Below are 26,042 nucleotides of genomic sequence, written 5' to 3'. Positions count from 1 at the left end.
ACCACCCCCGGCCCGTACCACTTGCCCAGCGGTACCGCTCAGCGCGGCGTCAGCCGCAACACCGTCCCCTCCCCGTTCGCCGACAGCAACAGAGCCCCGTCCGGCGCCACCGCCAGCCCCGCGAACCGCCGCGGCCGGCCCGCCAGCCCCGGAACCGGCTCCGGCTCCACCCGCTCCACCCCCGGCGGCAGCCCCACCGGCAGCCGCTCCACCTCCACCCGCCGGCGCCCCGTCTCCAGACAGAACGACACCAGCCGCCGCTGCTCCGCCTCCACCGTGAACAACTCCGAGCCGCGCACCACCAGACCCTGCGGCCCGCCGAGACCACGCGCGAACGTCGTCAGCACGCCGTCCGACTCGATCCGCAGCACCGCGCCCAGCCGCTCCTCGCTGACATAGCAACGGCCCTCGTCGTCGAACGCCACATCCACCGGATGGTTGAGCCCCGCCGCCAGCACGGTGACCCCACCCGCCGCGTCCACACCCACGATCCGCCCGGCACCGGTCTCCGCGACCACCAGCGCGCCGCCCGCGCCCACCGTGATCCCGGTGGGCAGCGTCAGCCCGGACGCCCGCACCCGGGTGGTGCGGTCCTTGGTGTGGAAGGTGAGGATCTCGCCCCACTCGGTGGCCAGATGCAGCAGCCGGCCCTCCGCCACCACCCCGTGCGCGCCGTTGAAGATCTCCAGCGTGTCCACGCCGCCGTCCACGCCGCCGTCCGGCCGGCCGCCGACCCGGCCGATCCGGTAGTGGTCGGCCGCGTACACCGTGCCGCGCGCGTCCGCCGCCACCCCGAACGGCCCGTTCAGGCTCTGCGGCACCAGCACCGACGACCGCCCATCGGGCCGCAGCACCGTGACGCCGCCGCCCGCGTAACTGGAGAGGTACATCCGGTTCGCCGCGTCGATCGCCAGATTGTCGATGCCCGGCACACCCGTGTCCACCGTCGTCCGCGCACCGTCACCGAACACATCGATCCTGGTGAGCCGCCCGGACATGCCGCTGGACACCCCCACCAGCACCCCGTCCCGGTCGAACCGCGCCCCGACCGGGCCCGGCACGCCCGACGCCACCAGCTCCGGCACGCCGCCCCCGTCGGGGTGGACCCGCCACAGCTCGCCGGTCACGATCTGCGGGTAGTACAGCAACCCGTCCGGGCCCTGCTGCATCGCGTTGCCCATGGCCAGCCCCTCGGCCAGCACCTTCGGGCCGCGCGAGCCGTCCGGGAACAGTTCGAGCAGCCGGCCGCCCATCTTCATCTCATTGACGAACAGCCGGTCGCCGACACAGGTGATGCCGTTGGGCACCTCCACCTCGTCCGACACCAGGTGGTACGCGCCGGCCGGAGTGCGCCGCCACACCCGCCCCGGCGGCAGATCCGCGATGTACATCGACCCGTCCGCGCCGAACGCCAGATCGTCCGGCGCCTCCACCGGGCCGTCCAGCGGCACCACCGTTTCCATCTCACCGGTGGCCGGATCCACCGCGCTGATCGGCCCGGCCAGGAACTGCGCCACATACAGCCGCCCGTCGGGGCCGAACGCGATCCCGTTCGAACCCCACAGCGGATTCGGCCGGTTCAGCCGCTGGACCGCGAAGCGCGCACTGTACGGTGGCCGGCCCCGCCCGGTCGGATCGAACCGGTTCGGCCCCGCCATCACTTGACGAACACCTCGCCGATGCCGCTGTCGGCACGCCACGCGCGCAGCATGTCGTAGAACGCGATCGGCCCGGCGCCGTACGACTCGATGATCTTCGGCACCTTGCCCTCGTTGTTGTAGTAGCCGGGCGTGCACTCGGCAAGGAACTCCAGCCGCTGCGGCGCCGGCTGACGCAGCGCCGCCACCCACGCCGCCTCCGCCTCCGCCGACGGCTCGATCCGCCGCGCCCCGCGCGCCCGCGCCTCGGCGATCACCTCCGCCACATGCACCGCCTGCTCGTCCAGCACATGCGCGAAGTTGACGGACACCGCGTTCTGGAGCGTGCCGAGATGGAAGAGGTTCGGGAAGCCGTGGCTGTAGACGCCGTGCAGCGTCCGCGCCCCCGCCCGCCAGTACTCGGCGAGCGTGACCCCGCCCCGGCCGCGTACCTCAAGCCCCGCCCGGGCGGCCGGGTGCACGGCCGTCTCGAAGCCGGTGGCGAAGATCAGACAGTCCAGCTCGTACGCCGTGCCCGCCACCACGACCGCGTCCTCCGTGATCCGCTCCACCCCGTGCCCGCCGGTGTCCACCAGCGTCACATTGGGCCGGTTGAAGGTGGGCAGATAGGTGTCGCTGAAGGTGGGCCGCTTGCACATGTAGCGGTACCAGGGCTTCAGCGTCTCCGCCGTCCCCGGCTCGGTGATGATCTCGTCCACCCGGGCCCGGATCTCGTTCATCTTCCGGAAGTCGGCCAGCTCGGCCGCCTCCTGCGGGCTCTCCGCGCCCGCCACCGGCATCATGGCGCGGTGGAGGTCGGCCGCCGACGTCCAGCCGTCCGCCACCAGATCCTCCGCCGCGTCACCACCGGTGACCACGGTGAGGAAGTTCGCCCGCCGGTGCCGCTGCCAGCCCGGCGTCAGGGACGCCGCCCACTTTGGGTCGGTGCGGCGGTTGTCCCGCACATCCACCGAGGACGGGGTGCGCTGGAACACATACAACTGCTGCGCGTCCGCGCCCAGATGCGGCACGCACTGGATGGCGGTCGCGCCGGTGCCGATCACCCCGACCCGCTTGTCCGCCAGCTTGTGCAGGTTGCCGTTCGCGTCGCCGCCCGTGTAGCCGTAGTCCCACCGACTGGTGTGGAAGGTATGCCCCTTGAACGACTCGATGCCCGGAATGCCCGGCAGCTTGGGGCGGTTGAAAGGACCGCTGGAGACGACCACGTAGCGGGCCGCTATCCGGTCGCCGCGATCGGTGCGCACCGTCCAGCCCTGCGCGTCCTCGTCCCACTCCAGACCGGTCACCTCGGTCTGGAAGCAGGCGCCCTCGTACAGGTCGAAGTGCCGCCCGATGGCCCGCGCGTGCTGCCGGATCTCCTCACCGGGGGAGTACTTCCAGGCCGGCACGTAGCCGATCTCCTCCAGCAGCGGCAGATAGACGTACGACTCGATGTCGCAGTGGATCCCGGGATAGCGGTTCCAGTACCAGGTGCCGCCGAAATCCCCGGCCTTCTCGATGATCCGGATGTCCCGCAGCCCGGCCTGCCGCAACCGCGCCCCGGCCAGCAGCCCGCCGAACCCGCCGCCGATGATCACCGCGTCGGCGCGGCCGGTGATCGGCTCGCGCTCCTCGGCGGCATCCGGGTCGAGGTACGGGTCCTCCTCGTAGTACCCGAACTCGCCGGTGGTGCGCAGATACTGCCGGCTGCCGTCGGGCCGGATCCGGCGATCGCGTTCGGCCCGGTACTTGGCGCGCAGGGCGTTCGGATCAAAACCCAGCTTGTCAGTGTGTGACACTCGTCGTCCTTCGGTGCTGTGATGAAAGGTGGGCGGTGGGAAGGGCTTCGCACCAGGGGGTACGGGCGGCGATGGCCTGCCGCCACGGGCGGATCGCCTTGGGGGGCATGCCGACCGCCAGCGCCCCGGTCACGTGATCCCCGGAGCGGTAGACGGCCAGGAAGCGGCGTTCGGCGAGATCCCCGGCCACCACGGCGAGTTCGTCGTGGCCGCGCAGCTGCCCGTACGCCTGGAGCTTCATGTCGTACTGGTCGGACCAGAAGTACGGCACCGGCGCGAACTCCCGGCGTGCGTCCGGGTTCAGGAGATTGCGGGCGGCGGCCATGCCCTGCTCGGCGGCGTGCGTACGGTGCTCGACGCGCATCGCCGTGCCGAACAGCGGGTTGTGCCAGCGGGCCACATCGCCCGCCCCGTACACGCCGGGCGCGGCGGCGCAGTACGCGTCGCACACCAGGCCGTCGCCCAGCGGCAGGCCGCTGTCGGCCAGCCAGTCGGTGTTGGGCCGGGAGCCAATGGCGATCAGGACATCGTCGGCGGTGACGAGTTCGCCCTCGCCGTTCGCCAGCCGTACCGCGAGCCCGCCGCGCTCATCGGTCGTCACCTCGCTGACCGTGACATTGGTGCGCAGCGTGACGCCGTGTGCCCGGTGCGCGTCGGCGAGCAGCGCCCCGATCTCGGTGCCGATGGCGTGCGCCAGCGGCACCGGGGCCGGTTCGAGGAGTGTGACCTCGGCGCCGAGGCCGCGCGCCACGGCGGCTGCCTCCGCGCCCAGGAAGCCGGCACCGACGACGACGAGATGGCGCCCCGGCCGCAGCCGGCCGCGCAGGGCGAGCGCGTCGTCCAGGGTGCGCAGCACGTGGACGCCGGGCGTGCCGGGGGCAGCGGGCGTATCGGGGGTGCCGGGGGTACCGGGCGAGCCTTGCGGGCCGTACGTACGGTCCGGGCCGTCCGCTCCCGGCAGGCGGCGCGGCTGCACCCCCGTGGCGATGATCAGCCCGTCGTACGGCAGGGCGCCGCCGTCGGACAGAAACACCGTACGGGCCACCGGATCGAGCCCGGTGGCGGCGGTGCCCAGCCGCAGATCCAGGCCCAGCGCGGTCAGTTCGGCGGGCGCGCGCAGCGCCAGCCGCTGCGGCGCCCACTCCCCGGCGAGCAACTGCTTGGACAGCGGCGGCCGGTCGTACGGCAGATGCGGTTCGTCGCCGACCAGGGTGAGGGTGCCGTCGTACCCCTCGCGGCGCAGCGTCTCGGCCGCCGCGAGCCCGGCGGCCGACGCGCCGATGACGGCGATCCGGGTCACGCCGTCACTCCTGAATCAGCCGGATCGCCGCCGCCGGACACACGGCCGCGGCTTCCCGTACCTCGCCGTGGAGGGCGGGGCCGGGGGAGTCCGCCAGCAGGATCACGACACCGTCCTCGTCACGCTGGTCGAACACGTCGGGGGAAGCCACGACGCACTGACCGGACGCCACACATTTCGGCACGTCAATTTCCACACGCATGTCGCTACTCCTCGGCTGTGGGGTGCACCGGGGGATCAGGATGAGTTCAGGCAACCCGATGGAGCTGACGCATTGCGGTCAGTTACCTGACGACAGCCTGACGTGACACAGGTCACAGACAGTGGGCGTCTCCTCGGTGCGCCGCCCGAGCCAGTAGCCGAAGCCGCGACGGGTGTGGATCAGGGCGGGGTCCTCCCGGTCCACCTTGTGCCGCAGTCGGGACACAAGCTTCTCGATGGCGTTGCCGGCCCGGAACTCCCCCCAAACGTGCCGGCAGATCTGCTCCTTGGACAGCACCTGCCCGGCGTTGACCAGGAGTTGGCGCAGCAGCCGGTACTCGGCCGGGGTCAGGTGCAGCGGCCGTGGCCCGCGCCGCGCCTGGCAGATGCCGTCGTCCAGGACGAGATCGGCGTAGTGCGGGGCCAGTTGCTCCGGCCGCCCGGGGCTCCGGCCGTGGGCCCGGCTGCGCAGCAGCATCTGCGCCCTGGCCAGGACCTCGGGAATCCGGAGTGGCTTGGTGACGTAATCCTCCGGGGAGAGGCGGGTGTTGAGCCCGGGCAGCAGATGGAACAGGGTGTCGCAGTCGGTGAGGAACAGCACCGGCGGCCGTACGGGCGCGGGCCGGCGCTGTTCGCCCAGCCGGTGGATCTGGGGGAGCGCGGTGTCGAGGACCAGCAGGTCGTAGCGGCGGCGGGTGAGGTACGACAGCGCGTCGGGTCCGTTGCCGGCGGTGTCGATCCGGTAGCCGGCCAGTTCGAGGGTGGTGTTGAGGAGTTCGGCGCTGGCCGGGTCGCCCGCGAGAACGAGAAGCCGCTCCCCGTCCCCGCGTACCGGCGGCGCCTTGTCGTGTGTGCTTGCCGGGGGTGCCTGAGGTGTCTGAGGTGCCAGCATGAAAGACCATTCAGAAGTGCGCTTGGACTGGACTTCACGGCGAAATGGGGCAGCGGCGACACAGCGGGAGGCGAGGCGGGGAGTGAGCGGCTCTCCGGTGAATCAGCCGGGCTGGGTGTTCTCTTCCTCCTCCTTCTCCTTCTCCTCGCTGTCGACATCGATCGGGTCTTCGGTGTGGGCGAGGAAATCGTCCACCATCCGGTTGAACAGGGTGGCGAGCTGGGTGAGTTCCTCCGGCGACCAATCGGCCAGTGCCAACTCCATTCCCCGGCCGCTCGCCTCGCGAATCCGCCGGACCGCGTCCTGGCCGAGCGGAGTGATCTGGATGAGCTGGGCGCGCCGGTCCTCCGGGTCGGCGACCCGGGTGAGATAGCCGGCCCGCTGGAGCTGCTGGGCCTGTCTGGTGACGTGGGACGCCTCCACGGACATCCGGGAGGCCAGCTCGCTGGGCCGCATGGGATCGGCGTCCGCCACATGCCGCAGCAGCGCGGCGGCGGCCCGGTCCAGGGGGACCCCGGCCAGGGCCATCAGCCGGGTGTGCTGACGGGCGCGGGCGGTGAGGTAGGAGATGCGGTTGAGGGCGCTCTCGATGGCCAGCACCTCGGGGGACGGGGTCGGGTGCGGGGTCGGGGTCGGGTGCGGGGAGGGGGTGGAGCCGGGGACTGTCATGACACCACTTTACCCTCTCTTTGCCTAAGTCAAGCAAGGTGGTGGTTGTGATTGTTTGACTTAGGCAACCTCATTATGTTTGCCTAAGTCAAGTAAGGCCGGGCCGTCCAAGAGCGGGGGCGGCCCGGACGCCGAACCCGTGGGGACGGGAATCGGCACCCGCTCCCGGGCCCGATCTGCGCGGGCCCGGGGGCCCACACACCCCCACCCCGCTCACCAGGAGGAGAAACGATGACGACGACGGGCCTCACCGACAAGAGCGTGATCATCACCGGCGCCGGCTCCGGCATCGGCCGGGCCACCGCCCTGCGCTTCGCCGAGGAAGGCGCGCGGGTCATCGTCGCCGACCTGAACGCGGAAGCGGCCCAGGAGGTCGTCAAGACCATCGAGAGCACGGGCGGCACCGCCCGCGCCGTCATCGGCGACCTCAGCGAACAGAGCGTCGTGGACGAGGTCGTCACCGCCGCCGTGGACACGTACGGCGGCCTGGACATCCTCGTCAACAACGCCGGAATCATGGACCGCATGTCCGCCCTCGGCGAGACCGACGACACCGAATGGAACCGGGTCATCCGTATCAACCTCACCGCCCCGTTCCTCCTCACCCGCGCCGCCCTCCCGCACCTGCTGAACCGGGACAGCGCCGCCATCGTCTTCACCGCCTCCGAAGCGAGCCTGCGCGGCAGCGCGGCCGGCGCCGCCTACACCGCCGCCAAGCACGGCATCGCCGGACTGACCAAGTCCCTGGCCGTCATGTACCGCGAGCACGGCATCCGCACCAACGCGATAGCCCCCGGCGGCACGGCCACCGGCCTGCGCGTCCAGGCCGACCCGGACGCGCTGGGCCCGAAGACCCTCGGCCGCTATCTGGGCCTGGTGGGCAAGGTGTCGGACCCGGCCGAACAAGCCGCAGCCATCGTCTTCCTCGCCTCCGACGCCGCCAGCAACATCAACGGCGCCATCCTCCCGGTTGACAACGGCTGGGCAGCCATCTGAGAACGAAAGCGGGCAGCAGCCGATGAAAACCCTCCGGACGGGCAAGACCCCCGGCACCATCGAGATCATCGACACCGAACGGCCGGCCCCCGGCCCCAAGGACGCGGTGGTGCGCATCAGGGCGTGCGGCATCTGCGGCACGGACGTGATGTTCCTGCACATGGGCGGCACACCCAGCGGCCAGGCAGCGGGGGCACCGCCCCGGGCGATCCCACTGGGCCACGAACCGGCCGGTGAGATCGTCGAGGTGGGCGCCGAGGTACGGGGCCTCACGGTGGGCGACCGCGTCGTGGTCAACCCACAGGGCGCCCCGTCCGGCATCATCGGCTGCGGCGGCCCGCTGGGCGGCATGCAGGAGTTTCTGCTGATCGAGGACGCGGAACCGGGCAAGAGCGTGGCGCTCATCCCCGACGGCGTCCCCTACGACGTCGCCGCCCTCAACGAACCACTCGCGGTCGCCCTGCACGGCGTCAACCGCTCGGAGGCCGGCCCCGGCGACAAGGTCGTCGTCTTCGGCGCCGGCCCGATCGGCCTCGGCGCCACCATCTGGTTCAAGCTGCGCGGCGTCGAACATGTGACAGTCGTCGACATCATCCCCGAACGCCTCGAATCCGCCCTGGCCATCGGCGCCGACGCCGTCATCAACTCCGCCGAGGAGGACGTGCCCACCCGCCTGACCGAACTACACGGCCCCAGCACCAACGCCCTGGGCCAGCCCCGCCCCGCCACGGACATCTACCTGGACGCGGCCGGCGCCCCGGCCGTCTTCGCGACCGTCACGGCCTCGGCGAAATGGCACGCGAAACTGGTGATGGTGGCCGTCCAGAAGCCCTCCGACAAGATTGACCTGGGCGCGATGCTCCGCAGCGAACTCACCCTGATCGCCTCCCAGGGCTACCCCACCGAAATCTTCGAGGTCACCCCACAACTGGCCGCCCACCAAGCGAAATTCTCCCGCCTGATCAGCCACCGCATCCCCTTCACGGAAGCAGCAGAAGCCTTCCACCTGGCCCTGACCCCCGGCGCGGCAGAAAAAATCGTGGTGACCTTCCCGGACAACTGACCAGGGCTGGACCGGGCTGGGGGAGTGGAGGAAAGGAACCCCGCGCGTGCGGGGAGGACCCTTTTTGAGCTGGGGTTTTGTGGGGGCTTTGCTGTTCCTTTACCGTTGCCCGTTGGGTCTTGGGTTGAGCGTAGTTGCTCTGTTCTGCGGGTGTGTGGGTGGGGCCCGGTGGGGCCGGTGGGTGCGGGTTACGGCGGCACGGGTTCGTTGTGGGTTGTTGTTGCGCTTTCCCATGCCCTGTTCGCCGCCCGCGAGACCATGTCATCCGGTCTCGCTGCCAGGCAGCGGGGAAGATCATCGATCACCACGACGGCCTGCCATCTCACACAGCGACCCGCCAGGGGGCCACGCCGCCGACCGGGTATGCCCCCGGGATGCCGTCCGGGGGCGTATGTGCGGCGCGCGGTTTCATCCCACGGTGGCTCGGCAACGTCCGCGCCGCTTCCTAGCGTTGGGCTCGCAACCATCGACACCCACCATCGACGGGAGAACGATCGTGCGACGCAGATCCCTCACCGGGGCCATGGCCGCCGCCGTGGTCCTGACCAGCACCCTGTTCGCCGGGTCCGCGCGGGCCGTCGAGGCGCCGGACCCACCGCAGTTGGCCGAGCCTGGTGGTTCCCACGCGATCGGCATGCTGAACCTGCACCTTGAGGACGAGAACCGCGCCGACCCCTGGGTAGCGGGCGAGCAACGCGAACTGATGGTCTCCGTCTGGTACCCCACCGCGAAGCCGTCCAGCACCCCCGCGCCGTACATGACGGCCGCCGAGTCCAGGACCTACCTGGAAGCGGGCGGCATCCCGCTGCCGCCGGAGATCCTGACCACCGTCGTCACCCATTCCACCCTTGACGCCAAGCCGTTGAAGGCCCGGGGCGGCCGTCCCGTGGTGATCCTCTCCCCGGGCTTCGGCATGCCGCGCGCCACCCAGACCGGGCTCGCCGAGGAACTGGCCAGCCGTGGCTACGTCGTCGCCGCCATCGGCCACAACTACGAGGCGGACGGCATCAGCTTCCCCGATGGGCGCACCACCGAGTGTGTGGTGTGCCGGAACCCCGACTACGCTCGGGTCGGTGACGTACGCGCGGCGGATGTCTCCTTCGTGCTGGACGAACTCGCCGGAGAAGCAGCCGGTGAGCTAAGCGGTCTGATCGACACGGGCCGCGTCGCCATGGTCGGTCACTCAGCAGGCGGGTTCAGTACGGTCCCGGCCCTGCTGGCCGACCCGCGCATCACGGCCGCGGTCAACATGGACGGTAACTTCCGCTATCCCAATGACGAATCCCTCAACCGCCCCATGCTGCTGCTGGGCCAGCCCAGTCACGTACCCGGTGGCCCGGACCCCACCTGGGACGAGACCTGGGCCCAACTCACGCAGTGGAAGCGCTGGCTGACCGTCGACGGCATGGAACATCTCTCCTTCACCGACGTCGCCCCGCTGGGCCAGCAACTCGGCCTCCGGCTCCAGAACCTCGACGGCGACCGCTGCGACGAGATCACCCGCTCCTACATCACCGCGTTTGTGGATCGGCAGCTGCGGCAACGGAACGGGGCCCTTCTTGATGGTCCGTCAGTTCAGTATCCGGAGGTGGGGTTCCACCAGCCGTAGCAGTGGGGGCGGGAGTCACGGCCAGGAGGTAGTGAACGGTCCGGTCATCGACCAGCAGGAAATAGCTCTCGCCCGCCCGCAGCCGTTCCAGCGCGTCCTGGATCTGCCGGCGATCCGCCAGCCACTCGCGGATCGCGCTCCGGGCCGGATCGTCCAGCTGATCGGCGATGTTCGCCGCCCGGTGGCTCACCCACAGCAGCGCGCCCCACTCCGAGGGCGCCTGGTGAGCGCCGAGGCGGTACGCCGTGCCGTCCGCCATCCGGTACGCGAGGCATACGCAGCGGATCACCGTGGCAGATCCAGCTCGGCCCACACGATCTTGCCGCCCGGTGTACGGTCACACACTCCCCAGCGCGAGGCGAACGCGTCCACCAGCGGCAGCCCCCATCTCGACTCGGCCTCGGGGGAGGGGAACGCCATCGGCCCGGACACCTCCGGCCGGCGCTCGCCGGCCGCGTCCGCCACCTCGATCCGCAGCGGCAACCCAGGCCAGAGCACCAGCCGCACCTGGAAGTCCCGCCCCTGCACCCGCCCATGCAGGGCGGCATTCGCCGCCAGCTCGGCCACGATCTGCCCGCAGGCCACCGACAACGAACAGTCGTACGGCCACCCCCACGCCTCCAACTGCTGCGCCACGAGCAACCGAGCGAGCCGGGCCCCACGCCGTGTTGACGACAGCAGCACACTGAAGTCCTGGGTGAACGCGGGCGGCGGGGCGGGGGGAGTCTCGGTCTTCATGCGCCACAGAGTGGACCCCCGGACGGGTCTCTGACCAGCACCTTTGCCAGGACGGTTACCCACAGTCCTGGCCGGTGCGAGTCCTGTCCGACCCGTGTCCGGTGGCGAAATCCGCTGTACGGCAAGGGAAGTTCCGACAGCAGTAATAACCCGTGTGGGGTAATTCCCCCTCTCAAGCCACCAGAAGGATGAGAGCAGTTCTAGTCTGACAAAACGTCAGGTACTCGACTGTGAGGCGGGAGAATCATGGGTGCTGAGGAGCGCGAAGTCCCCGAGATCGAGGGTGGAGAGCAGGGGAACCACGAGGGCCGGGAAGGAATCGATCCTCTACTGCGGGTCGTCGGCAAGCAGATCAAGCGGCTGCGCGAGGCAGCGGGGCTGACCCAGCAGGAGTTCGGCGAGCGGATCGGGTACGGGGTGGACCAGGTCTCCGCTGTCGAACGTGGACGCCGCGCGCCGAAGGCTCAGTTCATTGACGGCGTTGAGTTGGTGCTGAACGCCGGGGGCATCTTGAAGGCCATCCAGGACGACATCGACCGTGCACGGTTTCCCGCCCGTTTCCGGGACTTCGCCAAGTGGGAGAAAGAAGCGTTCAGCCTCTACTCATATGAGCCCATGGTGGTTCCAGGACTGTTGCAGACCGAGGGCTATGCCAGGGCCCTCATCAGCGGGCAGTGCCCACCCATCGATGATGAAGTGGTTGACGAACTGGTTGCCGCACGTATGGAACGTCGCGGGATCTTCGAGAGCCACAAGGCCGTAGTCACGGCCTTCGTGATCGAGGAATCAGTCCTGCGCCGACCGGTCGGTGGCCGCCACACGATGAAGGAGCAGTGCGACTGGCTGCTTCAGATGGGGGCGCTGCGCAATGTCTCCATCCAAGTCATGCCAACCACTCAGTGGCGGCACCACGGTATCTACGGCTCCATCACCCTCTTGGAGACCAAGGATGGGCGCAGCGTTGCCTATACCGAGTCGCAGGACATCAGCGGTGTGATCACCGACCGGATGAGGGTCAGTGTTCAGGCCCAGCGACATGGCATCATCCGTATGCAGGCGCTGGACACGGAGAGGTCGGCGCGGTTCATCAAGCGATTGGCAGGAAAGCTATGAACGGTGAGCGGCTCGCTTGGTTCAAGAGCAGTTACAGCGACGGCTCCGGTGCCAACTGTGTCGAGGTCGCCGCCAGCTCTGATGTGGTTCATGTCCGGGACACCAAGGTTCAGCAGGAAGCACAGTTGTCCTTTACCCGTGATCACTGGGCGGAGTTCATAGCAAGGACGGTGGGCTCATGAAGTGGTTCAAGAGCAGCCACAGCGACGGCGAGGGCGCGAACTGCGTCGAGGTAGCCGCCACCCCCGCGCTCATCCATGTCCGAGATTCCAAGGCTACCTCCCACCCCCACCTCCGCTTCCCCCCAACACCCTGGGTGGCGTTCGTGCGGTTTGTTGCTCTGCGGTAAGTGTCCGGTTTGTTAGGTTCGGGGGATGGCTCGCCATCATTCGCATCAGCAGCATCTCCAGCCGCGGTGGACCGACGTGGATGACTACTTCTCCGGTTTGTTCGCTCCGGAGGACGACACGCTCAGGGCGGCGTTGCTCAACAGTGATGCCGCCGGGTTGCCGCCGATTCAGGTGGCGCCGAATCAGGGGAAGCTGCTTCAGCTGCTCGCCCAGATCCAGGGGGCGCGGCGGATTCTGGAGATCGGGACGCTGGGGGGTTACAGCACCATCTGGCTGGGCCGGGCGTTGCCGCGTGACGGGAGTGGGCGGCTGGTGACGCTGGAGTCCGATCCGGTGTTCGCCGATGTCGCCCGGCGGAATCTGCACCGGGCCGGGCTGGCGGAGACCGTCGACGTACGGGTCGGGCCCGTGCTCGACTCGCTCGCCGCGTTGGCCGACGAGGGCGGGGAAGCGTTCGATCTGGTCTTCATCGACGCCGACAAGCCCAACAATCCGCGCTATCTGGAGTGGGCGCTCAAGCTCACCCGGCCCGGGTCGCTGATCATCGGGGACAACGTGGTCCGGGACGGCGCCGTCACCGACGCCGGCAGCTCGGACCGGTCGGTCCAGGGCGTCCGGGAGTTCCTCGAACGGATCGCTGAGGACGACCGGCTGTCCGCCACCGCGCTCCAGACGGTCGGGGGCAAGGGGTACGACGGCTTCTCCCTCGCACGTGTGATCGGTTAGACGCTCAAAGGGCCTACCTCCCAACGCCTTTCTCCTGATTGGGTGTGCTCCGGCACCACACCGTCACCTCTCGCGCACCCAACCCGGAGCGGTCATGTTCATCGCCTATGGCGTCGTCAGCGCCCTGCTCGCCGCCATCCTCCTCGGCACGGCCGCCGTCTCGCTCTCCGGCAATGCCCAGTACCGCGCCAATCTCCGGGCGCTGCGGGTGCCCGACTCCTGGCAGACGCGGCTGGCGCTCACCAAGCTGGCCGGCGGGGTCGGGCTGCTGGTCGGGCTGGCGGTGGTGCCGCTGGGGGCGGCTGCCGCGTTCGGGGTGATCTGCTACTTCGTCGGAGCCGTGTTCATTCACCTCCGCGCCGACGACTACGGGCTCGTGCCGCCCATCGTCTCCGGCCTGCTCGCCGTCGCCGCCCTGATTCTGCGACTCGCCTCCGCCTGAGTGGCCCGTCTGCTTGACTGATCCCCGTGCGGGTTCTTCATGTGGTCACATTGCACACCCCGACGCATGAGTTCGGCGGCCCCACCCGGGTGGCGCTCAATCTCTGCCGGGGGGTGCGCGAGCGCGGGCACCAGGCCCGGCTGCTGGCGCTCGGCGACGGTTTCCCGCCGGGCGTGCCCCTGCCGCGCCAGGTGGACGGGGTGCCGGTACGGCTGTTCCAGGCCCGGCACGTGCTGCCCCGGTTCGAGGTCAGCGGCATCACCTCCCCGGCCCTGCTCGCCCGCTCCCGGTCCTACATCCGGTCCGCCGACCTGGTCCATGTACACCTGATGCGGGACCTGATCACGCTGCCCTTCGCGCTGATCGCCCTCCGGGCCGGCCGGCCGCTCGTCGTGCAGACCCACGGCATGGTGGACCCGACCGAGAAGCGGGTCGCCCAGCTCGTGGACGTGCTCGGGATGCGCCGCGTGCTGCGGCGCGCCGACGCCGTACTGCACCTGACCGAGCGGGAGCGCCGCGAGACCGCCGCCGTGGTGGCGCCCGAGGCCATCGCGCCCGCGCACCGGCTGGTCAACGGCGTGCCCGGCCAGGAGCGGCCGGAGCGCCGCCAACGCGCCGACGGTCCGCCGACCGTGCTCTATCTGGCGCGCGTGCAGGAGGGGAAACGGCCCCAGGACTTCGTACGGGCCATCCCGACCGTGCTCGCCCGGCACCCGGACGCGCGGTTCGTGCTGGCCGGGCCCGACACCGGGGCGCTGGCCGGCACGCTGGCGCTCGCCGACGAGCTGGGGGTACGCGGGTCGCTCGATGTCCCCGGCGGGCTGGACGGGCCCGAGGTGCTGAGGCAGCTGCGGGCGGCCGATGTGTTCGTGCTGCCGTCCGTCCAGGACGCGTTCTCGGTGTCGGTCCTGGAGGCCATGTCGGTGGGCACCCCGGTTGTCATCACGGCCACCACCGGGCTCGCCCCGGATGTCGCCGCCGCCGGGGCCGGTCGGGTCGTGGCACGCCCGGAGGACGTGGGCGGCGCCGTGCTGGAGTTGCTCGATCCGGCGGCCAACGAGCGCGCCTCGCTGGCCGCCTGGGATCTGGTGCGGCGGCAGTTCACCCTCGACGCCGTCGTGGATGAACTGCTCCGCGTCTATGACGGGGTCCTGGGCGGCTACCCGCGGGACTCCGCCAGCTCCCGCGCCTTCACCCCGATCTGCCACCGGTAGAAGCTCATCGCCAGCGCGTAGTCGAGACCGGCCCGGCCGTCCAGGAAGCCGCGCTTGTACACGTACGCGTAGCCGAAGGACACCAGCGGCTTGAACGGCGCCCGGTGGAACAGCTGCCCCTGCCGGGTCTTCGCCACCCGGATCTGCTCGCGCACCTCCGGGTTCTGCTCCAGCCACGCCTCCCAGTCGGAGTAGCGGTTGTGCCGCTCGAACCAGGTGGTCACCGGGTCCAGGTCCCGGTGCTCGATCGGGGCCCGCAGCCGGTACGCGGGGTGCGCCAACGGCTGGTAGTGGCCCTCCTGTTCGCCCATCCCGGGGGCGTCCAGGTCGTTCGGCTCCGGGAACCGGCTGCGGGTCCGGTCCAGCAACGCCCGCTTGACGATGGTGTATCCGTGCCGCAGCCGCCGGCCGCCGAACCAGTAGCCCAGCGGTATGTCGAACGCCGCCGGCTTCACGGTCCGCCCGTCGAGGAAGATCCGCCGCAGCTCGGCCAGCAGCTCGGGGCTGGGCGTCTCGTCGCCGTCGAGGAAGAGCACCCAGTCCCGCTCGCGGTGCACGTGGTCCAGGCACCACTGCTTCTTCTTGGGGTACTTGCCGTTCCAGGTGTACGGGACGACCTCGGCGCCGGCCGTCTTCGCCAGCTTGCGGGTGTTGTCGGTGCTGTCGGAGTCCACGACGACCACCGCGTCGAAGTGGTGGATGACCGAGCGCACGGTGGAGGTGATGTTCTCCGCCTCGTTCTTCGTCGGGATCACCACGACGATGGGTAGTTTCCGCCCCACTGTGTTCAACGCTCGCCTTCTTTCGCCTGGTTCAGCAGCTCCCCGTACTCGGGGCACAGGTTGTCGATCGCCGCTGCCGCCTGCGGGATCTCGTCGTCGCGCAGGATGGCCACGATCTCGGCCTCGGTGGCGTGCCGGTCGAGGTAGCCGAGGCGGTCGCACGCCTCGGTGCCGATCTCCAGGACGGCCGCGGGATCGGTGCCGGCCGGGATCCCGGGGGTGTTGGACAGCTGGGTGACGAAGTCCCGCTGTTCCTCGGTCAGTCGGGGCCCGCGCCCGTCCGTGTCCGGTGCCGTCTCCGGAGCCGCCGCCGGCTCCTCGGGCTGTCCGGCCGGCGGTGCGTCCGCCGCAGGCGGCGGCTCCGCTTCCGTTCCCCCCTCGGCTTCCTCTTCGGCTTCCTCCGTGGTCGGCTCTCCTGTCTCCGGCGCGGGAGTGCCGGCCGCCTCCGGCTCCGTCGTCCGTTCCCCGGCGGCGAACCCCGTGCCGCTGTCGCCGCCCGGCACGCACCGGTTGAGCACGGTGAAGAGCACCGCCACCGTCAGCAGCCCCAGCGCGAACGCCACCCGGTACTTGCGCAGCCAGGCCATCACGGCGCCCCGAAGGTCAGGATCAGCTGCGGCCGGTTGGCCTCCGTCCCCGACTCACGCGCGTACAGCCACAGGCTCTCCGTCCCGTCGCTCACCAGCGCCAGATTGAGCTGCCCGCCCAGTGAGCCGCGCACGGTGTCCGTCGTCAGCGGCACCGTGTGCGTGGCGCCGATGACGTTCGGGGAGCGCAGTGTGCCCAGCGTGCCGGTGCCCAGCGCCGGCCGGCTGCTGTACATGGTGCCCGTCTCCGTCCAGGCCCCGGTGATCGGCACCACCCGGAAGTCGTCGTTCGACGCGGCCACCGGGTCCGTGGTGACCCGCACCCGCAGCGCCGCGCTCTTGAGCACCGTCCCGCTCGGGGCGGCCGGCAGCTGGAAGCGCAGATAGGTCTCGTAGCCGGGGGTGCCGCGTACGGCCAGGTTCTGGTGGGTGCCGTAGTTGGCGCTCACCGCCGCCGCGTTGACGTAGGTGTCGGCGATCGGCGTCAGCTGGGTGATGGTGTCCACCGGCTGGGACGCCGCCTGGTAGTGCGCGGTGACCCGGGCGGCCGACAACTGCGTGCCGTAGATGGCTGTTTCGTCCAGCTGCCCGTTGAAGAAGTCGCTGGACGGCCGCGACGCGAGGCTGGCCGTACTGTCGCCGCCGGTGCGCCACCACCCCGTGCGGTCCCGGACCTGGGTGATCGCCGTGTTGCTGGCGACCTGCGCGCCGTCCACGTACAGCCGCATGCCGTTCGCGCCGACCGAGGCGACGACATGGTGCCAGCGGCCGTCGTTGTAGCGGGTGGTTCCGGCGCTGGTGATGGTGCGCAGCGCCGTGTCGTACACCCCGAAGGAGAGCCGGCCGTCGTTCAGCATGTACAGGTTGTTGTCGCGCACCGTGCTCGGCTGGAGGGTGCGGTTGCCGAGCCCGATGATTTTGCCGCCCTGGTTGGTGGTGGTCTTGAACCAGGTCTCCACGGTGAACCGGGTCAGCCCGGAGTAACTGCGGTCGCTGTAGGTGTACGTGGTGGCGCCGTCGTAGCCGACGCCCGCCGCGCCGGGGCCGGGTACGGCGCCGGGGGTGACGCCGCGCTGCGGGCCGTTGCGGTGCACGCCGTTGGCGCGGTTGTTGACCGAGGCGTCGGTGACCAGGTTTCCCCAGGTTTCGTCGTACCGCCAGTACAGCAGCGGGTTGTCCGCCCGGATCGCCTGGACGTACGGCTGGGTGCCGGAGGCGACGGTCGCCGACACCGGGGTGGACAGGGCGGTGGTGTTGCCGGCGCCGTCGGTGGCGGTGATCCGGTAGCTGTGGGTCTCGCCGGCCGTCACCGCCGTGTCGATGAAGGTCTGCTGCGGGCGGCGCCACGGGACGGACTCCGCCTCGCGGGTGTGGATGGGGGTGGTGGATCCGTTGCGGTAGACGCGGTAGGTGAGCAGGCTGTCGTCGAGGTCGATGCTGGGGCGCCAGTTCACCTCGATCTGGCCGGGGGTGTGCGAGGAGGCGTACACCTCGGGCACGGACGGGTTGCCGGTGTCCGGGCGGTTGGCGAACCGGGTCAGGCCCCACTGCGGCTGCCCGTTGACGGTGGTGAAGCCGCCGCCGACCCACAGGAAGTCCCGGCCGTCGGTGGGGTGGTCGCGGGTGGCCAGCAGCACGCGCGGGCCTAGCGCCTCACCGAGGCCGTCGTTGGTGTTGGGGAACCAGCCGAGCAGCTTCGGGTGGTTCACCGACTGGGCGAACAGGTGGTAGCGCTCCTGGTCGGGGAACTCGCCCAGGCTGGAGCAGTCATGGGCGTGATGCCCGCTGTACAGCACGTCCTGGTACACCTCCACCGCCTGGGTGGCGCCCAGGCAGGTGTCGCGCCAGCGCTCGTTGAGATCGCTGTGGTTGAGCGCGATCCGGCCGTCGAACACTCCGGAGCCGGTGCCCTCGTTGCCGGTGTAGAAGCCGGTGGCGTCCACCGCGATGTCCTGCACCGTCGAGTTGCGTTCGATGAAACCGAGGGGGTAGGTGCGGACGGTGGCGCCGGTGTCGGCCCGCACCACGGCCAGGGCGTGCGAGTTGGCGCCGTTGATGGTGAAGAAGTCGCCGCCCAGCAGTACCCGGCTGCCGTCCGGGGTCAGTTCGACGGCCTTGCCGGGCTCGTCGGCGTTGGCCACCCAGCTGGTGAGGGCGCCGTCCGGGGTCACGGCCGCGAACCGGGACCGGGCGGTGCCGCTGATCTGGGTGAAGTTGCCGCCCAGATAGATCCGGTCGGCGCTCACCGCCATCGACTGCACCATGCCGTTCGCCGCGACCGGGAAGTTCTTGCGGGTGCAGCCGGGCAGGTCGAATGCCGCGACGGACGACGTTCCCGCGCCGTTGACCGAGCCGAAGGTGCCGCCCACGTACAGCGTCCTGCCGTCCGGGGAGACCTCGATCGCTCGCACGGTGGCCGTGCCGGAGCCGACGGTGAACCGCAGATCGCACGCCACCGGCTCTCCGCTGGCCGCGTCCAGTGCCACGAAGTTGTCCACCGGCCGCTCCTGGGTGCCGGAGGCCGCGCCGGGCGGGCGGATGGTGGAGAAGGTGCCGCCCACGAAGACGGTGCCGTCCGCCTCGGCGAGGGCGTGCACGATGCCGTTCGTCTGCCAGGTCGGCAGCTCATTGGCGGTGAAGCCGACCGGTGGGGTCAGCGCCCCCGCCCTACCGCCGCCCCCGCCGACCGTGCCGCCGACACCGACCAGCGCGCCGGCCGTCAGTGCCAGGGCGGTGCCGTACACCGTCGCTCTTCTCCACCACCGGTGGTGGCGTCCCGCTGCCGTGTCATGCCGTGTCATCGCACCCATTCCGCCTCGCCCTGTCCCTTCACCGCTCACCGACTACCGACTGCCGCTCACCGACTGCCGCTCACCGACTGCCGCTCACCGACTGCCGCTCACCGACTGCCGCTCACCGACTACCGGTCCACCCGTACCCGGGCCCCGCTCAACTCCTCCTCCAGCGCCGCGATATCGGCCGCCACCATCAGGCGGGCCAGCTCGCGCCAGCGCACCGCGGGCTCCCAGCCCAGCAGTTCCCGTGCCTTGCCCGCGTCACCGATCAGCGCGTCCACCTCGCTGGGGCGCTCGTACTTGGGGTCGAACCGCACATGGTCGGCCCACTCCAGATCGGCCGCCGCGAACGCCTCGGCCAGGAAGTCCCGCACCCGCGCCGCGTCGCCGGTGGCCACCACGTAGTCGTCGGGCACCTCGCGCTGAAGCATCCGCCACATCGCCTCGACATACTCCGGCGCGTAGCCCCAGTCCCGCACCGCGTCGAGATTGCCCAGATACAGCTTGTCCTGGAGCCCGGCCCGGATCCGGGCCACGGCGCGGGTGATCTTGCGGGTGACGAAGGTCTCGCCACGGCGCGGCGACTCATGGTTGAACAGAATCCCGTTCACCGCGAACATCCCGTACGCCTCGCGGTAGTTGACGGTCGACCAGTAGCTGAACACCTTGGCGCAGCCGTACGGGCTGCGCGGATGGAACGGCGTCCCCTCGTGCTGCGGTGGCGGGGCCGCGCCGAACATCTCCGAGGACGACGCCTGATACACCCGGGCCGGTACCCCGCTGGCCCTGATCGCCTCCAGCAGCCGCAGCGAGCCGAGCCCGGTGACGTCGCCCGTGTACAGCGGGGCGTCGAAGGACACCCGCACATGCGACTGGGCGCCCAGGTTGTACACCTCGTCCGGGCTCACCTCGCGCAGCAGATTGACCAGCGCCACCCCGTCCGACAGGTCGGCGTGGTGCAGGACCAGCTGCCGCCCGAAGTCCTGCGGGCCCTGGTAGATGTGGTCGATCCGCTCGGTGTTGAAGGAGGAGGAGCGGCGCACCAGACCGTGCACCAGATACCCCTTCCCCAGCAGCAGTTCGGCCAGATATGAGCCGTCCTGGCCGGTCACCCCGGTGATCAGCGCGGTTTTCGGCATCAGCGATCCCCCCAGTGGGATATGAAGTCGACCTGTGCGAAATGGTGTTGGTGCCGCGATCCGAGCTGGCAGAATCCACAGGCGTGACGTCCCCCGCGCTGTTGTTGCCGCCCGCCGCCCGGATCTTCGTCGCCGGCCATCGCGGCCTGGTCGGCTCCGCCCTCACCCGGCTGCTGACGGCCGAGGGGTACGAGGTGCTCACCCGCACCCGCGACGAGCTGGATCTGCGCGACGCCGACCGCACCGGCGACTTCCTGCGCCGTACCCGCCCCGACGCCGTCATCCTCGCGGCGGCCAAGGTCGGCGGGATCATGGCCAACTCCCGCTTCCCGGTGCCCTTCCTGGAGGACAATCTGCGCATCCAGCTGTCCGTGATCGCCGGCGCGCACGCGGCCGGCATCGACCGGCTGCTGTTCCTCGGCTCCTCGTGCATCTACCCCAAGCACGCCGCCCAGCCGATCACCGAGGAGGCCCTGCTCACCGGCGCGCTGGAGCCGACCAATGAGCCGTACGCGCTCGCCAAGATCGCCGGGATCACCCAGGTACGGGGCTACCGGCGGCAGTTCGGGCGCGCGTACATCTCGGCGATGCCCACCAACCTCTACGGCCCCGGCGACAACTTCGACCCGGAGACCTCGCACGTCCTGCCCGCCCTGATCCGCCGTTTCCACGAGGCGCGGACGGCCGGCCGGGACAGCGTGACGCTGTGGGGGAGCGGCACCCCGCGCCGGGAGTTCCTGCACAGCGACGACCTGGCGCGCGCCGCGCTGCTGCTCCTGCGCCGGTACGACGGGGACAGCCCGGTCAACGTCGGCTGTGGCGAGGACCTTTCCATCGCCGAGCTGGCGGCGGCGGTGGCCACGGCGACCGGGTTCACCGGCGCCATCGGCTGGGACACCGGCCGCCCGGACGGCACCCCGCGCAAGCTGCTGGACATCTCCCGGCTGCGCGCGCTGGGTTTCGCCCCCGCCGTGCCGCTGCCGGACGGCATCCGGGACACGTACCACTGGTGGCGGTCGCAGCCCGCCGCCGCGTAGCGCTGGCGCTGTCACCCCGGCCCCGCCCCCTCAGTACGCGCCCCGGCCGTCGACGACGGCGCGGAACGTCCTGGCCAGCACGTCCAGATCGCCGGTCAGCGACCAGTTGTCGGTGTAGGACAGGTCGAGCGCCAGGCTCTCGTCCCACGACAGCTCCGAGCGCCCGCCCACCTGCCAGGGCCCGGTGATGCCCGGCTTGACGGAGAGCCGGCGCAGCGCCACCGAGCCGTAGCGCGCCACCTCGTCCGGCAGCGGTGGGCGCGGGCCGACCAGGGACATCCGGCCTGCCAGTACGTTGAGCAGCTGCGGCAGTTCGTCGAGTGAGCTGCGGCGCAGCCAGCGGCCGACCCGGGTGACGCGCGGATCGCGGCGCATCTTGAACAGCGGTCCGGCGAGGTGGTCGTTGGTGCTCTCCAGCGCGGGGCGCAGCCGCTCGGCGTCGGCGACCATGGTGCGGAACTTCCACATGGTGAACGGGGTGCCGTGCAGCCCGACGCGGGTCTGCCGGTAGAGGACGGGGCCGCGCGAGTCGAGCCGTACCGCCAGGGCGACGGCGGCCAGCAGCGGGGCGAGCAGCAGCAGGCCGAGCGCCGCGCCGGTACGGTCCAGGGCTGTTTTGAGGAGCGGTTGCGGGCCGTGCCGCAGGGGTGGGGCGACATGCAGCAGGCTGAGCCCGGCGGTGGCCTGGATCCGTACCCGGCCCGGGGCGACCTCGCTGAGCCCGGAGGCGATGACGAAGCCGAGCCCGGCGTCGTGCACCGCCCAGGACAGCCGGCGCAGCCGGTCGCCGGTGAGGAGTGAGCCGGGGGCCACCAGGACGAGATCGGCCTCCAGGCGGTGGGCGGCGGCGAGCACGGTGGAGCCGTCCGGGCCTTCGGGCAGGACCTCGGAGAGAGCGAGGGTGAGGGTGGGTTCGTCGGCGGTGAGCCGGCCGGTCTCGGGGGCTCCGCAGGTGAGGTGGCCGCCGCCGACCGGGACGGTGCCGATGACGACGTAGGCGTGGTCGGTGCGGGCGGCGAGCTGTGCGGTGACGGCGTCCACCGGGCCCGGCTCGCCGACGATCAGGACCCGGCGCAGGGCTTGGGCGTGGCGGCGGCTTCGGGTGAGGTGGCGGTGGGTGAGGGCGGTGGTGAGCGCGGTGAGGAGTGGGGCGGCGGCGAGGGCGCCGCCGGCGGTGAGGAGGGTGGAGGACTCGCCGGTGAGGACGCGGAGCGCGGCGAGCAGGCCGAGGAGGATCAGCCAGTCGTGGAGGGCGATGAGCAGGCCGCGGGTTTCGCCGAGGGTGCGTAACGCGTAGCGGTGGTGGGCGGCGCGGATGCCGGTCCAGGCGGCGGTGGCGGTGAAGGCGGCGGCCAGCGGGCGGGGTTGGCCGGTGGCGGTGAAGGCGGTGAGGACGGGGAGGAAGACGCCGAGGGCGTCGGTTGCCAGTGCGGTGGGGGCGTACCAGGCGGGTTTGTCGCGGCGCCGCCCGGTGGGCGGGCCGCTCGCGGCGGACGGTCTTCGGACGGTTCCGGAGCGTGAGGTACCCAGTGGACGCATGGACCCCCCAGGTGATGCGCGGTGGCGGACGCGGTACGTGATGTGGTGGTACGGCGGTGGCGCGATGCGGAGTGCGGCGGTGCGGTTGTGCGGGTGTGGTGAACTGTCCGTGAACAGGGCGCGTCCTCAACTCCCCGTGAGTCGTGCCCGTGCAGCAGCAGAGAGCTTAGGGGAAACCGCCATCGTTTGGCGGTTGTTGGTTGAATCTTTCCCGATGTGCCGTGTTCAGCGCCCGGATTCGGCTACTCTGCGCGGAATCACCAGCCGCACACCCGTATGGGGGTGAGGCAGTACTTCGACCGGGTACTGATAAACGGAGGACAGCAGTCCGGTTGTGAAGACCTCATCGGGCGGGCCCTCCGCCGCGATCCGCCCACCGTGCAGCACAGCCGCCCGGTCCGCGTACGCCGCCGCCAGACCCAGATCGTGCAGCACCACCACCACGCCCTGACCGGCCGCCGCCCGCTCCCGGCAGACCCGCAGCACCAGCTCCTGATGGCGCAGATCCAGCGCGGCCGTCGGCTCGTCAAGCAGCAGCAGCGGGGCGCGCTGCGCCAGCACCCTGGCCAGCGCCACCCGCGCCCGCTCCCCGCCGGACAGCGCCGAGAACGGCCGGGCGGCGAACGCCGTCACCTCGGTGGCCGCCATCGCCTCCGCGACCGCCCGCTCGTCGTCGTCCGCCTGCGGCATCCCGGCCCACGGCGCCCGCCCCATCGCCACCACCTCGGCCACCGCGAACGGGAACGACAACTCGGCGGACTGCGGCAGCACGGCCCGGCGCAGCGCCAGCTCACGGGCGTCCCAGTCGGCGGCCGGGCGGTCGCCGATCAGCAACTCGCCCGCGTCGGCCCGCAGATCGGCGGCGAGCGCGGCCAGCAGGGTGGACTTGCCGGCGCCGTTCGGCCCGACCAGCGCCACCACCTCGCCGGCGGCCACCGACAGCTCCACGCCGTCCAGCACCGCGCGCCCGCCGAGCCGGACCGTCAGCCCCCTGGCGTGCGCCAGCGGCTCCCCGGGCGCGGCCGGCGCCGGGGCGAGCGGCGGGCGGGTACGGAAACCGATGAGCCGGCGCATCATGCCCAGCCTCCCTGCCGGCGACGGGTCCTGCGCAGCAGCCAGAAGAAGAACGGGCTGCCGATCAGGGCGGTCAGCACCCCGAGCGGCAGCTCGGCGGGTGCTACGAGGGTACGGGCGCCGAGGTCGGCGGCCAGCAGCACGAGGGCGCCGCCCAGCGCGCTGCCCGGGATGAGGAACCGGTGCCCGGGGCCGGCCGCCATCCGCAGCAGATGCGGAACGAGCAGCCCGACAAAGGTGATCACCCCGGCCACCGCGACGGCGGCGGCGGTCAGCAGCGCCACGACGAGGATGAGGGTGATCCGCAACCGTTCGACATCCACGCCCAGATGGCGGGCGGGGCGCTCGCCCAGCGCCAGCAGATCGAGCCGGCGCGCGTACAGCGGGGCGATGATCAGCCCGGCGAGCGCGCAGGGCAGCACGGCCAGCACCTTGGGCCAGGTGGCCTGGGCGAGCGAACCCAGCTGCCAGAAGGTGATCTGGGAGACCTGGGAGTTGTCGGCGTAGAAGGTGAACAGGCCGACCAGGGCGCCCGCGAAGGCGTTGACGGCGATGCCGGTGAGGATGAGGGTGACCACCTCGGTGCGGCCGGCGGACCGCGACAGCGCGTACACCAGCAGCACGGTGAACAGCCCGGTGACGAACGCGGCGGCCGTCACGGTCCAGTTGCCGAGGAAGGTCCAGCCGAACGCGATGGTGGCGACCGCGCCCACAGCGGCGCCGAGCGAGATGCCGATCACGCCGGGCTCGGCGAGTGGATTGCCGAACACCCCCTGCATCAGGGCCCCGGCACACCCCAGTGAGCCCCCGACCAGGAGTGCGAGCACCACGCGCGGCAGCCGCACGTCCCACAGCACGCTCTCACTGGTGCGCTCCATGGCCTGCCCGCCGAGACCGATCCGGTGCGCGACGGAGGCCAGGATGTCGGGCAGGGCGATCTGATACGCCCCGGTCCCGGTCGCCACGAGCGCGAGCACCAGCAGCCCGCCCACCAGCCCCCCGGTGAGCAGCGCGGCCCGGCTGCGCCGGCCGACCGCCGGGCGGTTGCCCGCCCGGGCTGGCCCGTCCACGATCGGGTCGGGCGGTCCGGTCGGCGAGGTGTCGGCGCGGTCCGCCGTCGTCGTCGTTGCGGAGCCGGCCCCCGTACGGGCCGCCGGCTCCGCTCCGTTCGCCGTCCGGTCGGGGCCGGCATCGGTTCCGGCCGGGCGTTCGCGCTCGCTCATGCGCCGTCGCCGCTCTCGCCGCCCTCGCCGCTCTCGGCGTCGCGGTGGATCTGGCTGGTCAGGTCGGCCAGCACCGTGTCCGTGCGGGGGCCGTAGTTGAGGAGGACGCCGTCCTCGATGTCGGCGACGCGGCGGTTGGCGCCGGCCGGGGTCTGGGCGATGCCGGGGATCTCCAGCAGGCCGTCGACGCCGCCGACCGAGTCCAGGCCCTTGGTCATCACCAGGATGACATCGGGCGCCGCCGCCACCAGTGCCTCGCTCGTGATCGGGGTGAAGTCCTTGTCCAGACCGGACTCCTTGCCCGCGTCGATACCGCCGGCCGCCTCGATCAGCGAGGACGCGCCCGACTCGGCGCCGCCGATCAGATAGACCGACGCCGTCCCGCGCAGATAGAGGAACGCGACCCGGGGCCGGTCGCCGTCCGCCGGGATACCGGCCTGCACGGCGGCGATCCGCTGCTCCGTACGGTCATTCAGCCGCTGTCCGGCGTCCGGCACGCCGAGCGCGGCGGACACGGCCGTGATCCGGCTTGCCACATCGGCCAGTTCCTTCGCCGCGTCGAAGACCACCACCGGGACCCCGGCGCCCCGGATCTGGTCGATGGCCTCGGCCGGACCGGTGGTCGACTCGATCAGCACCACATCGGGGTGCAGGGACAGCACGCTCTCCGCCGACACCTCATGGCCCCGGGTGACCACCGGCAGGTCCGCCGCCTCCTCGAAGGTGGCGGTCACATCCCGCCCCACCACCCGCTCGCCGAGTCCCAGGGTGTAGACGATCTCGGCGATCGATCCCGACAGCGGCATGATCGCCTCGGCGGTCCCGACGGTGATCTCCGTGCCGTCCGCCGAGTCCACGGTGACCGGGAGTACGGGGGTGGGGGCGGGCCCGTCCAGCGGTTCGAGGCGATCGGCGGCGGACTCCGTGCCCGTACCCGCCCTCTCCTCCGCTCCGCCGCCGCCCCGCGTCGTGCTCGCGCATCCGCTGAGGGCGAGCGTGGCGAGCAGCAGCAGCGCGGCAAGTGGGGCGCGCAGTGGGTGCCGTTGTGTCACGGGGAGTCCGCCTTCCGGGCCCGGGGTTTCCGATCTGGCCGAATGTAGCTTAGGTTAGCCTAACC

Annotated in this window: 25 protein-coding genes; 10 read left to right on the top strand and 15 right to left on the bottom strand. The window is 71.1% G+C overall.

The genetic code is table 11. The annotated features are described in order from the left end of the window. Positions 1–38: 38 nt before the first annotated feature. The 6 genes from AC5WRL_RS05940 to AC5WRL_RS05915 form a co-directional block, all read right to left on the bottom strand. Complete coding sequence (locus AC5WRL_RS05940; protein ID WP_496087228.1) at positions 39–1,658, bottom strand: virginiamycin B lyase family protein; 1,620 nt, start codon at positions 1,656–1,658, stop codon at positions 39–41. Further along, entirely contained in the window at positions 1,658–3,436 is a 1,779-nt protein-coding gene (locus AC5WRL_RS05935) for a flavin-containing monooxygenase (protein WP_496087227.1), read from the bottom strand. Before AC5WRL_RS05935 ends, AC5WRL_RS05940 begins: the two co-directional genes overlap by 1 nt. Next, positions 3,423–4,736 (bottom strand): NAD(P)/FAD-dependent oxidoreductase, encoded by a 1,314-nt coding sequence (locus AC5WRL_RS05930; RefSeq protein ID WP_496087226.1) that lies wholly within the window; start codon positions 4,734–4,736, stop codon positions 3,423–3,425. Before AC5WRL_RS05930 ends, AC5WRL_RS05935 begins: the two co-directional genes overlap by 14 nt. Positions 4,737–4,740: 4 nt before the next feature. Continuing rightward, on the bottom strand, positions 4,741–4,938 hold the full coding sequence (locus tag AC5WRL_RS05925) for a ferredoxin (protein WP_496087225.1): 198 nt from the start codon (positions 4,936–4,938) through the stop codon (positions 4,741–4,743). A 78-nt stretch (positions 4,939–5,016) separates the two neighbouring features. Continuing rightward, positions 5,017–5,829, bottom strand: a complete 813-nt coding sequence (locus AC5WRL_RS05920; RefSeq protein ID WP_496087224.1) for a response regulator transcription factor — start codon at positions 5,827–5,829, stop codon at positions 5,017–5,019. 102 nt (positions 5,830–5,931) lie between these two features. Then, a complete protein-coding gene (locus AC5WRL_RS05915; protein WP_496087223.1) occupies positions 5,932–6,498 on the bottom strand; it encodes a MarR family winged helix-turn-helix transcriptional regulator in 567 nt (188 codons plus the stop codon). Between the two features lie 231 nt (positions 6,499–6,729). On the opposite strand from AC5WRL_RS05915, the gene AC5WRL_RS05910 reads away from it, so the two are divergent. The 3 genes from AC5WRL_RS05910 to AC5WRL_RS05900 all read left to right on the top strand — a co-directional run bounded on the left by AC5WRL_RS05910 (position 6,730) and on the right by AC5WRL_RS05900 (position 10,166). Beyond that, on the top strand, positions 6,730–7,494 hold the full coding sequence (locus AC5WRL_RS05910) for an SDR family NAD(P)-dependent oxidoreductase (RefSeq protein WP_496087222.1): 765 nt from the start codon (positions 6,730–6,732) through the stop codon (positions 7,492–7,494). A gap of 22 nt (positions 7,495–7,516) precedes the next feature. Beyond that, on the top strand, positions 7,517–8,557 hold the full coding sequence (locus tag AC5WRL_RS05905) for a zinc-dependent alcohol dehydrogenase (RefSeq protein WP_496087221.1): 1,041 nt from the start codon (positions 7,517–7,519) through the stop codon (positions 8,555–8,557). Between the two features lie 496 nt (positions 8,558–9,053). Further along, positions 9,054–10,166: an alpha/beta hydrolase family protein gene (locus AC5WRL_RS05900; RefSeq protein WP_496087220.1), complete on the top strand. Its 1,113-nt coding sequence runs from the start codon at positions 9,054–9,056 to the stop codon at positions 10,164–10,166. Between the two features lie 285 nt (positions 10,167–10,451). Here AC5WRL_RS05900 and AC5WRL_RS05895 read toward each other — a convergent pair whose 3' ends face one another. Then, the gene (locus AC5WRL_RS05895) at positions 10,452–10,904 is read right to left on the bottom strand and encodes an ATP-binding protein (protein ID WP_496087219.1); all 453 of its coding nucleotides are present in this window, start codon (positions 10,902–10,904) and stop codon (positions 10,452–10,454) included. Positions 10,905–11,150: 246 nt separating this feature from the next. Here AC5WRL_RS05895 and AC5WRL_RS05890 point away from each other — a divergent pair, with 246 nt between their 5' ends. The 6 genes from AC5WRL_RS05890 to AC5WRL_RS05865 all read left to right on the top strand — a co-directional run bounded on the left by AC5WRL_RS05890 (position 11,151) and on the right by AC5WRL_RS05865 (position 14,749). Beyond that, entirely contained in the window at positions 11,151–12,017 is an 867-nt protein-coding gene (locus tag AC5WRL_RS05890; RefSeq protein WP_496087218.1) for a helix-turn-helix domain-containing protein, read from the top strand. Continuing rightward, positions 12,014–12,199, top strand: coding sequence for a DUF397 domain-containing protein (locus AC5WRL_RS05885; protein WP_496087217.1), 186 nt, complete (start codon positions 12,014–12,016; stop codon positions 12,197–12,199). Before AC5WRL_RS05890 ends, AC5WRL_RS05885 begins: the two co-directional genes overlap by 4 nt. Then, positions 12,196–12,366 (top strand): DUF397 domain-containing protein, encoded by a 171-nt coding sequence (locus tag AC5WRL_RS05880; RefSeq protein WP_496087216.1) that lies wholly within the window; start codon positions 12,196–12,198, stop codon positions 12,364–12,366. Before AC5WRL_RS05885 ends, AC5WRL_RS05880 begins: the two co-directional genes overlap by 4 nt. Before the next feature lie 25 nt (positions 12,367–12,391). Beyond that, a complete protein-coding gene (locus tag AC5WRL_RS05875; RefSeq protein ID WP_496087215.1) occupies positions 12,392–13,093 on the top strand; it encodes an O-methyltransferase in 702 nt (233 codons plus the stop codon). Between the two features lie 94 nt (positions 13,094–13,187). Next, positions 13,188–13,535, top strand: coding sequence for a DoxX family protein (locus AC5WRL_RS05870; protein WP_496087214.1), 348 nt, complete (start codon positions 13,188–13,190; stop codon positions 13,533–13,535). 26 nt (positions 13,536–13,561) lie between these two features. Then, positions 13,562–14,749, top strand: coding sequence for a glycosyltransferase (locus AC5WRL_RS05865; RefSeq protein WP_496087213.1), 1,188 nt, complete (start codon positions 13,562–13,564; stop codon positions 14,747–14,749). On the opposite strand, the gene AC5WRL_RS05860 is transcribed toward AC5WRL_RS05865, so the two are convergent. From AC5WRL_RS05860 to gmd, 4 genes are all read right to left on the bottom strand, one after another. Then, positions 14,695–15,507, bottom strand: a complete 813-nt coding sequence (locus tag AC5WRL_RS05860; RefSeq protein ID WP_496087212.1) for a glycosyltransferase family 2 protein — start codon at positions 15,505–15,507, stop codon at positions 14,695–14,697. The two genes, AC5WRL_RS05865 and AC5WRL_RS05860, sit on opposite strands and share 55 nt — an antisense overlap. 29 nt (positions 15,508–15,536) lie before the next feature. Then, complete coding sequence (locus AC5WRL_RS05855) at positions 15,537–16,118, bottom strand: hypothetical protein (RefSeq protein WP_496087211.1); 582 nt, start codon at positions 16,116–16,118, stop codon at positions 15,537–15,539. Continuing rightward, the gene (locus tag AC5WRL_RS05850) at positions 16,118–18,862 is read right to left on the bottom strand and encodes a LamG-like jellyroll fold domain-containing protein (RefSeq protein WP_496087210.1); all 2,745 of its coding nucleotides are present in this window, start codon (positions 18,860–18,862) and stop codon (positions 16,118–16,120) included. The genes AC5WRL_RS05855 and AC5WRL_RS05850 overlap by 1 nt, the downstream gene beginning before the upstream one ends. A 176-nt stretch (positions 18,863–19,038) precedes the next feature. Beyond that, positions 19,039–20,052, bottom strand: coding sequence for a GDP-mannose 4,6-dehydratase (gene gmd, locus AC5WRL_RS05845; protein WP_496087209.1), 1,014 nt, complete (start codon positions 20,050–20,052; stop codon positions 19,039–19,041). A 41-nt stretch (positions 20,053–20,093) separates the two neighbouring features. Here gmd and AC5WRL_RS05840 point away from each other — a divergent pair, with 41 nt between their 5' ends. After that, complete coding sequence (locus tag AC5WRL_RS05840) at positions 20,094–21,089, top strand: GDP-L-fucose synthase family protein (RefSeq protein ID WP_496087208.1); 996 nt, start codon at positions 20,094–20,096, stop codon at positions 21,087–21,089. A 30-nt stretch (positions 21,090–21,119) separates the two neighbouring features. Here AC5WRL_RS05840 and AC5WRL_RS05835 read toward each other — a convergent pair whose 3' ends face one another. The 4 genes from AC5WRL_RS05835 to AC5WRL_RS05820 all read right to left on the bottom strand — a co-directional run bounded on the left by AC5WRL_RS05835 (position 21,120) and on the right by AC5WRL_RS05820 (position 25,977). Beyond that, on the bottom strand, positions 21,120–22,628 hold the full coding sequence (locus AC5WRL_RS05835; protein WP_496087207.1) for an exopolysaccharide biosynthesis polyprenyl glycosylphosphotransferase: 1,509 nt from the start codon (positions 22,626–22,628) through the stop codon (positions 21,120–21,122). Positions 22,629–22,853: 225 nt separating this feature from the next. Next, positions 22,854–23,705 (bottom strand): heme ABC transporter ATP-binding protein, encoded by an 852-nt coding sequence (locus tag AC5WRL_RS05830; protein ID WP_496087206.1) that lies wholly within the window; start codon positions 23,703–23,705, stop codon positions 22,854–22,856. Beyond that, a complete protein-coding gene (locus AC5WRL_RS05825) occupies positions 23,702–24,925 on the bottom strand; it encodes a FecCD family ABC transporter permease (RefSeq protein ID WP_496087205.1) in 1,224 nt (407 codons plus the stop codon). Before AC5WRL_RS05825 ends, AC5WRL_RS05830 begins: the two co-directional genes overlap by 4 nt. Continuing rightward, entirely contained in the window at positions 24,922–25,977 is a 1,056-nt protein-coding gene (locus AC5WRL_RS05820; RefSeq protein WP_496087204.1) for a heme/hemin ABC transporter substrate-binding protein, read from the bottom strand. Before AC5WRL_RS05820 ends, AC5WRL_RS05825 begins: the two co-directional genes overlap by 4 nt. Positions 25,978–26,042: the final 65 nt, after the last annotated feature.

Source organism: Streptomyces sp. NTD107 (assembly GCF_059510435.1).
This window is presented reverse-complemented; position numbering and strand designations above follow the sequence as displayed.

Coding starts and splice junctions, on each gene's coding strand:
- AC5WRL_RS05940 (WP_496087228.1), bottom strand. CDS start 1,658: ATGGCGGGGCCGAACCGGTTCGATCCGACCGGGCGGGGCCGGCCACCG.
- AC5WRL_RS05880 (WP_496087216.1), top strand. CDS start 12,196: ATGAAGTGGTTCAAGAGCAGCCACAGCGACGGCGAGGGCGCGAACTGC.
- gmd (WP_496087209.1), bottom strand. CDS start 20,052: ATGCCGAAAACCGCGCTGATCACCGGGGTGACCGGCCAGGACGGCTCA.
- AC5WRL_RS05905 (WP_496087221.1), top strand. CDS start 7,517: ATGAAAACCCTCCGGACGGGCAAGACCCCCGGCACCATCGAGATCATC.
- AC5WRL_RS05910 (WP_496087222.1), top strand. CDS start 6,730: ATGACGACGACGGGCCTCACCGACAAGAGCGTGATCATCACCGGCGCC.
- AC5WRL_RS05825 (WP_496087205.1), bottom strand. CDS start 24,925: ATGAGCGAGCGCGAACGCCCGGCCGGAACCGATGCCGGCCCCGACCGG.
- AC5WRL_RS05840 (WP_496087208.1), top strand. CDS start 20,094: ATGGTGTTGGTGCCGCGATCCGAGCTGGCAGAATCCACAGGCGTGACG.
- AC5WRL_RS05870 (WP_496087214.1), top strand. CDS start 13,188: ATGTTCATCGCCTATGGCGTCGTCAGCGCCCTGCTCGCCGCCATCCTC.
- AC5WRL_RS05885 (WP_496087217.1), top strand. CDS start 12,014: ATGAACGGTGAGCGGCTCGCTTGGTTCAAGAGCAGTTACAGCGACGGC.
- AC5WRL_RS05830 (WP_496087206.1), bottom strand. CDS start 23,705: ATGATGCGCCGGCTCATCGGTTTCCGTACCCGCCCGCCGCTCGCCCCG.
- AC5WRL_RS05855 (WP_496087211.1), bottom strand. CDS start 16,118: ATGGCCTGGCTGCGCAAGTACCGGGTGGCGTTCGCGCTGGGGCTGCTG.
- AC5WRL_RS05895 (WP_496087219.1), bottom strand. CDS start 10,904: ATGAAGACCGAGACTCCCCCCGCCCCGCCGCCCGCGTTCACCCAGGAC.
- AC5WRL_RS05920 (WP_496087224.1), bottom strand. CDS start 5,829: ATGCTGGCACCTCAGACACCTCAGGCACCCCCGGCAAGCACACACGAC.
- AC5WRL_RS05890 (WP_496087218.1), top strand. CDS start 11,151: ATGGGTGCTGAGGAGCGCGAAGTCCCCGAGATCGAGGGTGGAGAGCAG.
- AC5WRL_RS05835 (WP_496087207.1), bottom strand. CDS start 22,628: ATGCGTCCACTGGGTACCTCACGCTCCGGAACCGTCCGAAGACCGTCC.
- AC5WRL_RS05915 (WP_496087223.1), bottom strand. CDS start 6,498: ATGACAGTCCCCGGCTCCACCCCCTCCCCGCACCCGACCCCGACCCCG.
- AC5WRL_RS05925 (WP_496087225.1), bottom strand. CDS start 4,938: ATGCGTGTGGAAATTGACGTGCCGAAATGTGTGGCGTCCGGTCAGTGC.
- AC5WRL_RS05875 (WP_496087215.1), top strand. CDS start 12,392: ATGGCTCGCCATCATTCGCATCAGCAGCATCTCCAGCCGCGGTGGACC.